Annotated in this window: 16 protein-coding genes; 11 read left to right on the top strand and 5 right to left on the bottom strand. The window is 43.2% G+C overall.

Annotation, left to right across the window (positions count from 1 at the left end; all coding sequences use genetic code 11):
* Positions 1–11: 11 nt before the first annotated feature.
* Positions 12–572 carry a 3-deoxy-manno-octulosonate-8-phosphatase KdsC gene (gene kdsC / locus ACIH2S_RS16230; protein WP_036956113.1) on the bottom strand — a complete coding sequence of 187 codons (561 nt, stop codon included), beginning with the start codon at positions 570–572 and terminating at the stop codon, positions 12–14.
* Between the two features lie 27 nt (positions 573–599).
* Positions 600–1568: an arabinose-5-phosphate isomerase KdsD gene (gene kdsD, locus ACIH2S_RS16225; protein WP_036956114.1), complete on the bottom strand. Its 969-nt coding sequence runs from the start codon at positions 1566–1568 to the stop codon at positions 600–602.
* Positions 1569–1951: 383 nt separating this feature from the next.
* Between kdsD and mlaF the strand changes: the two genes are divergently transcribed.
* The 7 genes from mlaF (at position 1952) to murA (ending at position 6747) form a co-directional block, all read left to right on the top strand.
* Complete coding sequence (gene mlaF / locus ACIH2S_RS16220; protein WP_006659099.1) at positions 1952–2755, top strand: phospholipid ABC transporter ATP-binding protein MlaF; 804 nt, start codon at positions 1952–1954, stop codon at positions 2753–2755.
* 6 nt (positions 2756–2761) lie between these two features.
* The gene (mlaE, locus tag ACIH2S_RS16215) at positions 2762–3544 is read left to right on the top strand and encodes a lipid asymmetry maintenance ABC transporter permease subunit MlaE (RefSeq protein ID WP_036956115.1); all 783 of its coding nucleotides are present in this window, start codon (positions 2762–2764) and stop codon (positions 3542–3544) included.
* Positions 3545–3547: 3 nt separating this feature from the next.
* Entirely contained in the window at positions 3548–4081 is a 534-nt protein-coding gene (gene mlaD / locus ACIH2S_RS16210; RefSeq protein ID WP_108478434.1) for an outer membrane lipid asymmetry maintenance protein MlaD, read from the top strand.
* Between the two features lie 35 nt (positions 4082–4116).
* Entirely contained in the window at positions 4117–4746 is a 630-nt protein-coding gene (gene mlaC / locus ACIH2S_RS16205) for a phospholipid-binding protein MlaC (RefSeq protein WP_036956117.1), read from the top strand.
* Between the two features lies 1 nt (position 4747).
* Positions 4748–5038 carry a lipid asymmetry maintenance protein MlaB gene (gene mlaB / locus ACIH2S_RS16200; RefSeq protein ID WP_036956118.1) on the top strand — a complete coding sequence of 97 codons (291 nt, stop codon included), beginning with the start codon at positions 4748–4750 and terminating at the stop codon, positions 5036–5038.
* 137 nt (positions 5039–5175) lie between these two features.
* Positions 5176–5430, top strand: coding sequence for a BolA family iron metabolism protein IbaG (ibaG, locus tag ACIH2S_RS16195; protein ID WP_036956119.1), 255 nt, complete (start codon positions 5176–5178; stop codon positions 5428–5430).
* Between the two features lie 54 nt (positions 5431–5484).
* Positions 5485–6747 (top strand): UDP-N-acetylglucosamine 1-carboxyvinyltransferase, encoded by a 1263-nt coding sequence (gene murA, locus ACIH2S_RS16190; protein ID WP_108478435.1) that lies wholly within the window; start codon positions 5485–5487, stop codon positions 6745–6747.
* Positions 6748–6874: 127 nt separating this feature from the next.
* Here the strand turns inward: murA and degS are convergent, their stop codons facing one another.
* The 3 genes from degS to zapG all read right to left on the bottom strand — a co-directional run bounded on the left by degS (position 6875) and on the right by zapG (position 10185).
* Positions 6875–7939, bottom strand: a complete 1065-nt coding sequence (gene degS / locus ACIH2S_RS16185; RefSeq protein WP_036956121.1) for an outer membrane-stress sensor serine endopeptidase DegS — start codon at positions 7937–7939, stop codon at positions 6875–6877.
* Between the two features lie 131 nt (positions 7940–8070).
* The gene (locus ACIH2S_RS16180) at positions 8071–9465 is read right to left on the bottom strand and encodes a Do family serine endopeptidase (RefSeq protein ID WP_036956406.1); all 1395 of its coding nucleotides are present in this window, start codon (positions 9463–9465) and stop codon (positions 8071–8073) included.
* Positions 9466–9786: 321 nt separating this feature from the next.
* Positions 9787–10185: a Z-ring associated protein ZapG gene (gene zapG / locus ACIH2S_RS16175; protein ID WP_036956122.1), complete on the bottom strand. Its 399-nt coding sequence runs from the start codon at positions 10183–10185 to the stop codon at positions 9787–9789.
* 249 nt (positions 10186–10434) lie between these two features.
* Here zapG and zapE point away from each other — a divergent pair, with 249 nt between their 5' ends.
* From zapE to sspA, 4 genes are all read left to right on the top strand, one after another.
* On the top strand, positions 10435–11565 hold the full coding sequence (zapE, locus tag ACIH2S_RS16170; RefSeq protein ID WP_154609980.1) for a cell division protein ZapE: 1131 nt from the start codon (positions 10435–10437) through the stop codon (positions 11563–11565).
* A 315-nt stretch (positions 11566–11880) separates the two neighbouring features.
* The gene (gene rplM / locus ACIH2S_RS16165; protein WP_006659112.1) at positions 11881–12309 is read left to right on the top strand and encodes a 50S ribosomal protein L13; all 429 of its coding nucleotides are present in this window, start codon (positions 11881–11883) and stop codon (positions 12307–12309) included.
* A 14-nt stretch (positions 12310–12323) separates the two neighbouring features.
* Positions 12324–12716, top strand: coding sequence for a 30S ribosomal protein S9 (gene rpsI / locus ACIH2S_RS16160; protein WP_004258235.1), 393 nt, complete (start codon positions 12324–12326; stop codon positions 12714–12716).
* A gap of 501 nt (positions 12717–13217) precedes the next feature.
* Positions 13218–13859 carry a stringent starvation protein SspA gene (gene sspA / locus ACIH2S_RS16155; protein ID WP_036956125.1) on the top strand — a complete coding sequence of 214 codons (642 nt, stop codon included), beginning with the start codon at positions 13218–13220 and terminating at the stop codon, positions 13857–13859.
* Positions 13860–13865 lie beyond the last annotated feature (6 nt).

Raw genomic sequence — 13865 nt, 5'->3', positions numbered from 1 at the left:
ATATCTGTTCTTTAAATCGACAAGCCTTTAGCTTCTTCCAGTTTATTTTGGGATAACAGAATAAGGTCGCAGAGTTCACGTACTGCCCCTTTTCCGCCACCAATATGTGTTACATAGTCTGCTTTAGGTAATAACAAAGGGTGTGCATCAGCAACCGCAACGGATAACCCAACTTTTGCCATCACGGGCCAGTCAATGAGGTCATCACCAATGTAAGCTGTTTGCTCTTCTGTTAGTTGTAGTTTATCTAACAGTTCGCGATACGCCAAAAGCTTATCGCTTTGTCCTTGGTAAAGATATGTAATACCTAACGTTTGGGCTCTGTCTTCCAGCAATTTAGCTTTGCGTCCGGTGATAATAGCGACTTCGATACCTGAGGTTAATAGGCAGCGAATGCCATACCCATCGCGGACATTAAAGGCTTTTAATTCTTCGCCATTATTCCCCATATAAATTAAACCGTCGGACATCACGCCATCGACATCACAGATAAGCAGTTTAATTTTGGTCGCTTTTTCTATCACAGAATTTGCTACAGACCCATAGCAAGTATTCTGATAATTAGGGTTCATTCTATTTCCTTTATGTATACTTTCGACTTATACCACACCCGCTTGCAGTAGGTCGTGCATATGGAGAACACCCACTAATTGGTCGCCATCTGCCACTAATAACGACGTGACATGGCGAGATTGCATCAGGTTCAGCGCTTCAACAGCTAGCATACCTGGCGCGACTCGAATACCGCCCGGCGTCATTAAATCGGCAATTTTGGCATTGTTAAGGTCGATGCCCATATCAAAAATACGGCGCAAATCCCCATCCGTGAATATCCCTTGAATATTCATATCGTCATCACAAATGACGGTCATACCCAGCTTTTTACGGGTAATTTCCACAAGGGCTTCGCGTAATGTGGCACTTTTCGGAATATGAGGGACATCGTCACCGGTACTCATTAAATCACGAACTAAGAGTAAAAGTTTGCGCCCAAGTGCGCCCCCTGGATGAGATAGTGCAAAATCATCTGCTGTAAAGCCGCGGGCGGTTAATAATGCAATGGCTAACGCATCACCCATCACTAATGTTGCCGTGGTACTTGTTGTCGGTGCCAAACCTAGCGGGCAGGCTTCTTGTGGTACTTTTATGCATAAGTGGATATCTGCATATTTGCCCATGTTACTGTCTGGATTATTGGTCATGCAGATCAGTGGGACTTTGATACGCTTTAACACTGGCAGTAGGGCTAAGATCTCTCCTGATTCACCAGAGTTCGAAATCGCTAATACAACGTCTTTATTGGAGATCATCCCTAAATCGCCATGGCTAGCTTCCCCAGGGTGCACGAAAAATGAAGGCGTTCCTGTGCTGGCAAGCGTCGCCGCAATTTTCCGTCCAATATGCCCTGATTTCCCCATCCCCATAACGACCACTTTTCCCTGACAAGCAAAGATTTGCTGACAAGCAAGATCAAAGTCATGATTAATATATTGTTCTAGGTTTTTCAGACCTTCGCGTTCGATATGGAGAACTTCTTTACCTACTTTCTGAAAATCGATATTTGACATGTCTAATTCCATGTGTGTTTTCGGGTGAATCAAAAGTGTCGGTTGGATCCAAAGTTTCGGTTAGATCAAAAAAGAGAAATCGGATTGTATAACGAATACTTAGTATCAGTAAGTATTTTGTCTCTAAGCTTTTATGAATGTCATAGTTATGAGTCTTTATTAGCGATTTGAGCTCAAAAGAGCCTTTTAGGGATTAACCGCACCGATGCCCAAAAAAAATTTTTTTAATTCTCTTACCCTTATGGTTGGATATATAAATTTCTAAGAGCTATCTTCTATTAATTAGGTAAAATATTAGTTAATACTATTTGGTTTATGTTTCTGTAAAACCCTGAATTTATTTAGGCAGAATCATAGTTTGACCTATAACGAGCTATTAAACGATGCAAGCACAGACAGAGAACTTAATCGAAGTCAAAAACATGTCATTTACGCGGGGCAATAGGAAAATATTCGAAAATATTAACCTAACTGTGCCTCGTGGTAAAATTACTGCGATTATGGGGCCTTCAGGGATTGGTAAAACCACATTGCTCAGACTGATTGGTGGGCAACTGCGCCCAGAGGAAGGGGAAATCTGGTTTGATGGGGATAATATTCCTGCGCTGTCTCGTTCTAAGTTATACCAATCGCGTAAAAAAATGAGCATGTTATTCCAATCCGGTGCCTTGTTTACCGATATGGACGTTTTCAATAATGTGGCTTTCCCTTTGCGTGAGCACACGAATTTACCGGAATCATTGATTCATACGACGGTGATGATGAAATTAGAAGCGGTGGGGTTACGCGGAGCCGCAAAATTAATGCCATCAGAACTTTCAGGTGGAATGGCTCGCCGTGCGGCGCTGGCAAGAGCTATCGCTCTGGATCCTGACCTGATTATGTTTGATGAGCCGTTTGTGGGGCAAGACCCGATTACGATGGGAGTTTTGGTCAAACTGATTGATGAACTCAACCAAGCGTTAGGGGTAACCTGCGTGGTGGTTTCCCATGACGTTCCTGAAGTGCTAAGTATTGCCGATAAAGCGTATATTGTGGCGCAGCAACATGTTATTGCGAAAGGAACTGGGGAAGAGTTACGCGAGAACCAAGATCCGCGCGTCAGACAGTTTATGGATGGAATTGCTGATGGTCCTGTGCCATTCCGCTTTCCTGCCAATGACTATTCGGCTGATTTATTAGGGTAAATGAACATGATAATTAAGGCGATTGCTGCCTTCGGACGTCGATGGATTGAAACATTTGCGGCTTTTGGTCGAGCAGGCTATTTATTATTTGGTGCACTATTTGGCAAACCTGAGTTTGGCAAGCAGTGGCCGCTGTTAGTTAAACAGCTTTATTCGGTAGGGGTTCAGTCTCTGCTCATTGTGGCGGTGTCTGGTCTATTTATCGGGATGGTGCTCGGTTTACAAGGTTATTTGGTACTGACGACGTTCAGTGCAGAAGCCAGTCTTGGCATGATGGTAGCGCTTTCGCTATTACGCGAACTGGGACCGGTGGTCACCGCGCTGTTGTTTGCGGGGCGAGCTGGCTCGGCATTAACCGCAGAAATTGGTTTGATGAAAGCTACTGAGCAGATTTCGAGTTTAGAAATGATGGCGGTGGATCCTCTGCGTCGTGTTGTCGCCCCAAGATTTTGGGCTGGGTTCATTAGCATGCCGTTGTTATCACTGATTTTTGTCGCCGTAGGTATTATTGGCGGAGCCATTGTTGGTGTGGATTGGAAAGGGATTGACCCCGGTTTCTTCTGGTCGTCCATGCAGTCCTCCGTCGAGTGGCGACTCGATTTAGTGAACTGTTTTATCAAGAGTTTAGTCTTTGCAATCACGGTAACGTGGATTGCACTATTTAATGGTTATGATGCGATTCCAACCTCGGAAGGAATTAGCCGTGCAACGACGAAAACTGTTGTGCATGCATCATTATCGGTTCTAGGGTTAGATTTCGTACTGACAGCACTGATGTTTGGGAACTAAGTCATGCAAAGTAAAAAAAGTGAAATATGGGTGGGTTGTTTTATGTTGCTGGCGATCGCCGCAATTGTGTTCCTCTGCTTAAAAGTGGCGGATTTACAATCGATTGGTAGTCAGTCAACTTACCGAGTTTCCGCCTCTTTTGAAAACGTGGGTGGCTTAAAAGTTGGCTCTCCAATCAAAGTCGGTGGCGTTGTCGTGGGACGGGTTGCGAATATTTCTTTAGATAAAAAGAACTATATTCCTGACGTTCAAATCGATTTACTCAGCGAATATGACAATATTCCTGATTCCAGCTCGCTATCAATTCGTACTTCAGGCCTGCTTGGTGAACAGTATATCGCCATGAATATCGGTCCTTATGATGAAGATATGGGAATTGCGATGTTAAAAGATGGCAGTCGTTTAGAAGACACCAAACCGGCAATGGTACTGGAAGATTTAATTGGTCAATTCTTGTATAAGAGTGGTGATAGCCAAGGTTCTGCAGCTGCGCCAGAGGCTCATGTTGCGGCACCGTCAGAGCCTGTTGCTCACTAAGTTGTAATTCCCTGTGAACTTAAAAGGAATGAATTATGTTTAAACGTTTAATAATGATAGCTATGTTAGTGGTTGCGCCATTTGCGATGGCGATTGACCAAACTAATCCTTATAAGCTTATGGAAGAAGCCGCAGCGAAAACTTTCGATCGCTTAAAAGCACAGCAGCCTCAAATCAAACAAAACCCAGATTACTTACGTACCATCGTGCGTGAAGAGTTACTGCCATATGTACAAATTAAATATGCGGGCGCGTTGGTATTAGGAACTTATTATAAAGATGCTACCCCGGCTCAGCGTGATGCGTATTTTAAAGCATTTGAGTCTTATCTTGAGCAAGTTTACGGTCAAGCGCTGGCAATGTATCACGGTCAAACGTACACCATCGCTCCTGAGCAGCCGATTGGCGACAAAAATATTGTCGCTATCCGTGTGACCATCAATGATACTAATGGCCGCCCTCCAGTACGTTTGGATTTCCAATGGCGCAAAAACAGTAAAACAGGTTACTGGCAGGCGTATGACATGATTGCAGAAGGCGTGAGTATGATCACCACCAAGCAAAATGAGTGGGGTGATATTCTGCGTAAGCAAGGTATTGATGGATTGACTGCTCAATTACAACGTAGTGCTCAGGTGCCGATTACGTTAGAAGAGAACAATTAAGATGAGTAGTCTGTTATCTTGGACGAAAAATAACAAAACATTGGCTTTTTCCGGTATTTTAAATCGCGATTCTCTGGTTGAATTTTGGGACAAGCGCCAAACACTATTGACCCAAGTTGAGCAAGTTGATGTTTCTGCTTTAACTCATGTGGATTCTACCGGACTGGCAATGCTAGTACGCTTAAAAGGTGAGTATCAGTCCCAACAAAGCCATTTAGGTATTGTTGGTGTGAGTGATAATTTGAATACCTTGATGGAATTGTACGGGGTAAAATCCCTGCTGATGGATTAAGTCAAGTTATGTAAAAAATAGCGCTTCTGAGTGTTTTTATACACCAGAAGCGTTTTCTTTAGTTTAAGTGTTAAGCTGAATCCTTTAGGATAGATGGCTATATTTATTATCATAATTAATTACAAAATTGAGTCATTATGGATACCAACGAAATTAAACAAGTCTTAATGGAAAAGCTGTCACTGGATGAAGTGATAGTGAATGGCGATGGCAGTCATTTTCAAGTTATCGCTGTTGGCAGCCTTTTTGACGGCATGAGCCGTGTTAAACAGCAGCAAGCAGTCTATGCGCCGTTAATGGAATATATTGCGGACAATCGAATTCATGCGCTTTCAATCAAAGCTTATACCCCAGCGCAGTGGGAGCGTGATCGTAAGCTGAGCGGCCTATAAGTTTGAAAATGTAAGCGAACAGTTTGTAAAAATCTGACACACGAGAATACCAGAATGGATAAATTTTTAGTTAAAGGGCCAACCCGCTTAGAGGGTGAAGTCTCTATTTCAGGCGCTAAAAACGCCGCACTGCCAATCCTGTTCGCTGCTTTACTGGCTGAAGAGCCAGTTGAATTACAGAATGTCCCTAAACTGAAAGACATCGACACCACAATTAAGTTACTCAGCCAACTTGGCGTCAAAATCGAGCGTAATGGTTCGATTTTTGTTGATGCTAGCAATGTGACTGAATATTGTGCACCGTATGATCTAGTAAAAACCATGCGTGCCTCTATTTGGGCATTAGCGCCGCTGGTTGCACGCTTTGGTCATGGTGAAGTTTCTTTACCGGGTGGTTGTGCCATTGGCGCTCGTCCAGTGGATTTACATATTAGCGGGTTAGAGAAGTTAGGTGCCAATATTGTCCTTGAAGATGGTTATGTTAAGGCAACGGTGAATGGTCGCCTGAAAGGCGCTGACATCGTGATGGACAAAGTCAGCGTTGGTGCCACTATCAGTATCATGACAGCTGCTGCGCTTGCTGAAGGAAACACTTCCATCGAGAACGCCGCTCGTGAGCCTGAAATTGAAGATACTGCTAATTTCTTAAATGCATTAGGTGCGAAAATCACTGGTGCAGGAACTGACCGTATTGTCATTGAAGGAGTGGCTCGTTTAGGTGGTGGTGTGTATCGCGTTCTGCCAGATCGTATTGAAACAGGTACATTCTTAATTGCTGCAGCGGTTTCTCGCGGTAAAGTAGTTTGCCGTAATGCACGTCCAGACACTCTGGATGCGGTGCTAGCGAAATTACGTGAAGCTGGGGCTGATGTTCAAACGGGTGAAGATTGGATTAGTCTAGATATGCATGGTAAACGTCCAAAAGCGGTTACATTGCGTACAGCTCCACATCCTGGTTTCCCTACTGATATGCAAGCGCAATTTAGCCTATTAAACTTGGTGGCTGAAGGTACCGGTGTTATCACAGAAACCATTTTCGAAAACCGTTTTATGCATATTCCTGAGTTAATTCGTATGGGTGCGCACGCGGATATCGAGAGTAATACCGTTGTGTGCCATGGTGTTGAAAAGCTCACTGGTGCGCAAGTGATGGCAACAGATTTACGTGCGTCAGCAAGTTTAGTGATTGCAGGTTGTATCGCGGGTGGAACAACGACAGTTGACCGTATTTATCATATCGATCGTGGATATGAAAATATTGAAGCGAAATTAAATGCGTTAGGCGCTAATATTCAACGCGTTAAATCTGAAGACTAATTCCAGATTGCGTTGATATCATTGCAAAAACAAGATTGCAGAAACAAAAAAGGTTGTTCTTTATCGGAACAACCTTTTTTTTTGGGCTTATTTTGGGTGAAAGATTTGACTGGGCAGAATTGAGGGGTTAGTTTGCTTGCCCTTCAGGAAGTTCTTCAATCACGATATCGATGTTTTGCACATTACCATCACGTAAAATCTGAACGGGAATTTTTGTTCCGGGGCGAATTTCGGCGACATAATCCATGGTTTCTGCGGCAGAAACGGCAGGTTTTCCATCTAAGGATAAGATAACATCCCCTTGCTCAATGCCTGATTTTGCAGCAGGTCCATTGGCTGAAACTTGGAAAACCCTTAACCCTTGAATTTGGTTGATATTATTTGTATTTGTGCGAATTTGCGGTAATTCACGAGCCGTAATGCCGATGTAGCCTCGCACGACACGACCATCACGGATCAGTTTTTCCATGATTTTGGTTGCTAGGGCGGTTGGAATAGCAAAACTCAATCCTTCGGAACTGACTCCTTGCCCTGCGCTGAATGAAAGGGTGTTTATGCCAACCAATTCCCCTTCCGTGTTGATAAGGGCGCCACCGGAGTTACCCGAGTTAATCGAGGCATCGGTTTGTAGGAAATTTTGGCGACGTGTGGAGCTTAAACCGACACGTCCCGTCGCGCTTATAATCCCTTGGGTGACTGTTTGTCCAAGGTTATAAGGGTTTCCAATGGCTAAAACCACATCCCCAACATGGGTGATGCGCTTAGTATTAATTGGGATAACGGGAAGATTTTCAGCCTCTATCTTCAAGACTGCAAGGTCAGTTAAGGGGTCTGAGCCGACTAAAAGTGCATCGAAAATCGCACCATCTTGTAGGGCAACAAGGATTTGGTCAGGGTTATCCACCACATGTTTATTGGTCACTATGTAACCATTAGCGCTTAATATCACCCCTGATCCAAGAGATTGTAATTCCCGACCCGATTGGGAAAAACTCCCTTTAGAGCTGCTATAGACATACACCACCGCAGGCGCGGCACGGCGTACGGCCTTGTTATAGCTTACAGGCTCGCTATTGGTTTTCCCATACAGTAAATCAGCCAGTCCCTGTGGGCGCAATGAGGGGACAGCCACAATAATGATTGAGGCAGTGACCAATCCAAGCAGGACAGACACAAGCAGCTTTTTGACCATGTTAAAGGTTACCAAGTTCGCTATGATGGAAATGACAGACAGAGAGATACTTTGAGCATAACATAAAAAAACGGGTACAGCAGAGTGATACTGTACCCGTTTTATTGATTTATGTGCGGTAACTTAATGAATTAGTTTTTCATTAATAAGTAGAGCGTTTCACCGCCACGCAGCACTTTCATCGCTAATACTGGTGGTTTGCTATCGATGATTTTGCGAAATTGGTCGATACTTTCTACGCGAGTGTCATTCACGCCAAAGATCAGGTCGCCTTTCGCTAAACCAACCGCAGCAGCCGGAGACTTAGGTGCTACGCTGTCAACTTGTACCCCTTTGGTATTGCTGACAACCGCATTGGAAATGGTGGCGCCTAATAAGGATTCACTCAGTTTTTCCGCGTTGGTTGCAGAGCCTTCATCGCTTTCTAGTACTACTTTCACTTCCATTGGTTTGCCTGAACGGATCAGACCAAGGGTGATTTCTTTGCCTAACTGGCTGGTGCCAATTTTTGCTCTTAATTCAGCGAAGCTATTAATACGTTTACCATCAACAGAGACTAAAACGTCACCCGATTTGATGCCTGCTTTTGCCGCTGACGATTTTGGAATCACTTCACTGACGAAAGCGCCACGCTGAGCATCGATATTGAAGGCTTTAGCGATATCAGAGTTCATCTCTGTACCTTTAATACCTAAAATTCCGCGTTTAACTTCACCGTGTTTAATCAGCTGCTCACTCAGGCTTTTCGCCATGTTGCTCGGGATAGCAAAGCCGATGCCAATATTTCCGCCACCCGGTGCTAAAATTGCAGTGTTAATCCCAATCAGCTCACCGTTTAAGTTAACCAGTGCACCACCAGAGTTACCACGGTTGATTGAGGCATCGGTCTGGATAAAGTTTTCTAAGCCTTCCAGATTTAATCCACTACGACCTAACGCAGAGATAATCCCGGATGTGGCAGTTTGTCCTAAACCGAATGGGTTACCAACAGCGACGGCAAAATCACCAACACGCAGTTTATCGGAGTCCGCAATAGAAACCGCGGTGAGGTTTTTGATATCTTTTGCATTGCTGATTTTTAACAGTGCAATGTCAGTTTGTGGATCTTTACCAATCAGTTTAACGTCAATTTCACGACCGTCATTGAGCTGAATTTGGATTTTGTCGGCACCATCAATAACGTGATTATTGGTTAAAACATAACCTTGTGTCGCATCGATGATGACACCAGAACCTAAACCTTCAAATGGGCGCACGCTTTGTTGTTGTGAAGGTGCATTTGGACCAAAGAAGAATTTGAGTTCTTCAGGAATCTGTTGATTTTGTACACGGGTGCCTGAAACATGGATATTCACGACGGCAGGCAGGACTTTTTCCAGCATTGGCGCTAAACTCGGCATGTTTTGGCTTTGTGCGGTTGCCGGTAATGTGGCCGGTAAGGCGGCGCTGCTGATTGCTGGGATCGTGGACAGGGTTAAACCTAAACTCATTGCGACTGCTGTCAGAAAAAAATTTTTTCTTTTCATCATTCCGTAGATTCTCTCAATAGAAAATATCAGCTCATATGAATGGTACCTATAAACGGTACACTAAGGTCATATGGGCGGAGGTATTTTGGGGTCTCAAATAATATTTTACTGATGACTATGACCACGGATTATGCGGAAAAGTTCCCTATGCGGATAGTACTTATCCACAATTTTACATCCATTTACATGATGTTTAGGTGAAACGCTAACTTCTATACAGTAGCTAAACTAACTATAAGATTTTATTCGGAATTGGAATGATACAGTGAGGGAAATAACACCACCAGTAACGGGCGCTACTGGTGGCATAATCAAAAATTACTTCTCTTTTTCATCGAGAGGGCGGAACAGCCCTGAAGCACCTTCAGAGTAATCTCTCGGTGGCATTTTAACCGGTGCTTGGTCATTATCGGCTTCAGATTCAGTTAAACGATAATGGAATGGGTTATCTTGCATATCCGGCATTAACTCGGAAGAGCTTTGCGCCATATGTTGATACAGTTGGCGATAGTCGCGTGCCATTTTATCCAATAACTCTGCGCTGCGAGCAAAATGGCTAACGAGTTCTTTACGATACTCTTCCAGCTCAGTGCTTTTTTTGTCTAATTCAGCTTGTGCTGTTTTTTGTTGACGAAGTTTTGGATTGCCATAACGCACAACCAATGCGCCGATGATAAAGCCAACAACTAATCCTATTAGTGCATACTCCCAAGTCATGCTAACTCCTTCGTTTACTTCAATCAAAATTCACAGAAAATGGTCGCCAAAATTTAGCTCGATTACCCTAACTATACCTGCTAATAGCAAATCTGTTAATGCTAAAGAGTGGAATAATAAAGCGAAATTCCTTACTCTATGCCGAATAGTTAATCGAAAGTTAAATGCTAACAGAATCTGGTTATAATAAAGGCAGTGTATATCATATAACGGTAAAAAAAACCGAAAATTTTAAGGATCACTGAGTTGATGTCACCGATGACCCCTACCATGCGTTACCAACAAGCTCTTGAGCAAGGCAATTACCAGCCGGATGACGTACAAAAACAAGCCGTAGAGCGATTAGACAAGATTTATCAGCAACTTTGTAGCGCTACGCCTTGCTTCCCAAATGAAAAACCAAACGGTCTAAAACAGCGCTTTGGGCGCTTGTTAGGGAAATCATCCACAAAAACCTGTGAGCCAGTTCAGGGGTTATATATGTGGGGGGGCGTAGGTCGCGGTAAAACGTGGTTGATGGACATGTTCTACGACAGTTTACCGGGAGAGCGCAAATTGCGTTTACACTTTCATCGCTTTATGAAGAAAGTGCAGGAAGACTTAATGGCGCTGCAAGGACAGGAAAATCCGCTCGACATTATCGCTGATGAATTTAAAAAACAGACGGATATTTTGTGTTTTGATGAGTTTTTTGTCTCGGACATTACCGATGCGATGATTCTAGGAACCTTATTAGAAGGGCTCTTTGCGCGAGGCATCACGTTAGTCGCGACATCCAACATCATCCCTGACAACCTTTATCGCAACGGTTTGCAACGCGCTCGCTTTTTGCCAGCCATAGAACAGATAAAAAAATATTGCGATGTAATGAATGTGGATGCGGGGATTGACTATCGCTTGCGTACGCTGACTCAAGCGCATCTATTTTTATCGCCAATAAACGAACAAAATCGCCATCATTTAGATGAAGTGTTTGTAAAACTGGCAGGTAAAGAAGGTCAGCAAAATCCGGTATTAGAAGTTAATCATCGGAAAATGCAGGCAATTCGCTCCGCGGAAGGAGTATTGGCAATCAGCTTTAAGGTTTTATGTGAAGAGCCTCGCAGCCAAAATGACTATATCTACCTCTCAAATTGTTATCATACGGTATTGCTCTATGACGTCCCTGTGATGGGGCTGAAAGATGAAAATCCTGCCAGACGTTTTCTCGCGCTTATTGATGAGTTCTATGAACGTAAGGTAAAATTGATGATCAATGCACAGGTGCCGATGGATTCACTTTATCAAGGGCAACTTTTGGCGTTTGAATATCAGCGCTGCCTTTCTCGCTTGCAAGAAATGCAAAGTGAAGAATATTTGAAAATCCCGCATTTATCATAGAGGCCAAAGAGGAAATGAGTCTCAAGGACGTCGTTTTCTCTCTGGATTTATGTGTGCTTTTTGAACAGGCGACACTAATTATTTATTTGAACGTAAAAAAAATGCATTTGGGGTCGATTTTTGTTGCTGACTTCTCTATAATCTTGCGACCCCACGTTACGGCGTTGTTTTTTATTTCCCAAAAAATAACGCATTAATGCCAGCTAGGCTGCTCGAAGGGGTGGGTTTGCTGGACAATGAGTCGCGTGAACCTCGCTATATTTTACGAACATGAGTGTTCACACAACGTGTAACTTCAATATTGGGTAAGTTTTAATGAAAACTTTTACAGCTAAACCAGAGACCGTAAAACGCGACTGGTATGTTGTTGATGCAGATGGCAAAACTTTAGGCCGTCTTGCAACTGAAATTGCTAGCCGTCTGCGCGGTAAGCATAAAGCGGAATATACTCCGCACGTGGATACTGGTGATTACATCATCGTTCTGAATGCAGAAAAAATTGCTGTTACCGGCAAAAAACGCGAAGACAAAATCTACTATCGCCACACTGGCCATATTGGTGGAATCAAGCAAGCAACTTTCGAAGAGATGATTGCTCGTAGTCCTGAGCGTGTGCTTGAAATCGCGGTTAAAGGCATGTTGCCAAAAGGACCTCTGGGTCGTGCAATGTACCGTAAACTGAAAGTTTACGCAGGTAATGAGCACAACCACGCGGCACAACAACCGCAAGTTCTTGACATTTAATCGGGATTATAGCAATGGCTGAAAATCAATACTACGGCACTGGTCGCCGCAAAAGCTCATCTGCTCGTGTCTTTATTAAGCCGGGTAGCGGTAACATCACAATCAATCAACGTACACTGGAACAATACTTTGGTCGCGAAACTGCGCGCATGGTAGTTCGTCAGCCGTTAGAACTGGTTGAAATGTTAGAAAAACTGGACCTTTACATCACTGTTAAAGGTGGTGGTATCTCTGGTCAGGCAGGCGCAATCCGTCACGGTATTACACGTGCACTGATGGCTTATGACGAGACTCTTCGTTCTGATCTGCGTAAAGCTGGTTTTGTTACCCGTGATGCGCGTTCTGTTGAACGTAAGAAAGTGGGTCTGCGTAAAGCACGTCGTCGTCCACAGTTCTCCAAACGTTAATTTATTGCCCTCTGGGCATAAAATTGATGAAAAAGCCCGTCTTTATGGCGGGTTTTTTATTGTCTAAAATAAATCAAATATTGAGCCATTCTTATTTAATTAAAATAAAGACAGACAGAAGACATTATTTTATTATTCCACTCTATTTTTGTGTCATATCTCAAATGCAGTAAAAATATAACCCATCAACAATGGAGTTAACTTTAAGGTTTTAATTTTAAATTATTATAAATTTAAAGTTGATAGGGCTGGTTTTGATGGAATTATTCCTCTCTAATAAAATTAACCGATGATTTTCTCTAGGTTAGCCCCCTAAGCTGTACAAAATCTGTTAGACTATGTCCCAGTTTTTTATTTGATTATTTCTCGCTTTCATGAAGCGAGAGGGTTGTGCTGACTTTCAAAATGGATCTTGAAGGTTGAGTACATGGGATTTTAAAAATGAAAATAATGAATTAATCCTTATTTAAGGATCATTATTTTTATCATTTGGAGGTTTTAATGGCTGTTGCTCCTAATAAACGTTCGGTAATGACATTGTTTTCAGGCCCAACTGATATTTTTAGCCATCAAGTACGTATTGTGCTTGCTGAAAAAGGTGTTAGCGTTGAGATTGAACATGTCGAGCCTGGTCATATGCCTCAAGACCTTATTGATCTTAACCCATATCAAAGTGTTCCAACGCTGGTGGATCGTGACCTGACTTTGTATGATCCAGATATCATTATGGAATACCTCGATGAGCGTTTTCCTCATCCACCGTTAATGCCTGTTTACCCAGTGGCTCGTGGTACTAGCCGTCAGCTGATGCATCGTATTCGCAGAGACTGGTACTCATTGATGGCTAAAATCGAGAAGGGTACAGCACAAGAAGCAGATGCAGCTCGTCGCCAATTAGCGGAAGAACTGATTGCAGTTTCACCTGTACTGGCTGAAATGCCATTCTTTATGAGTGATGAGTTCAGCTTAGTTGATTGCTATTTAGCACCGCTATTATGGCGCTTACCTGTTTTAGGTATCGAATTAAAGCCTGCAATCAGCAAACATTTACAGATGTACATGCAGCGTGTATTTGAGCGCGATGCATTTTTAGCATCATTAACTGAATTAGAGCGTGAAATGCGCCTGTCAGCACGAGGCTAAGTCGGA

It is taken from the genome of Providencia lanzhouensis (assembly GCF_050469745.1).
In the GTDB taxonomy this organism is placed as follows: Bacteria; Pseudomonadota; Gammaproteobacteria; order Enterobacterales; family Enterobacteriaceae; genus Providencia; species Providencia lanzhouensis.
This window is presented reverse-complemented; position numbering and strand designations above follow the sequence as displayed.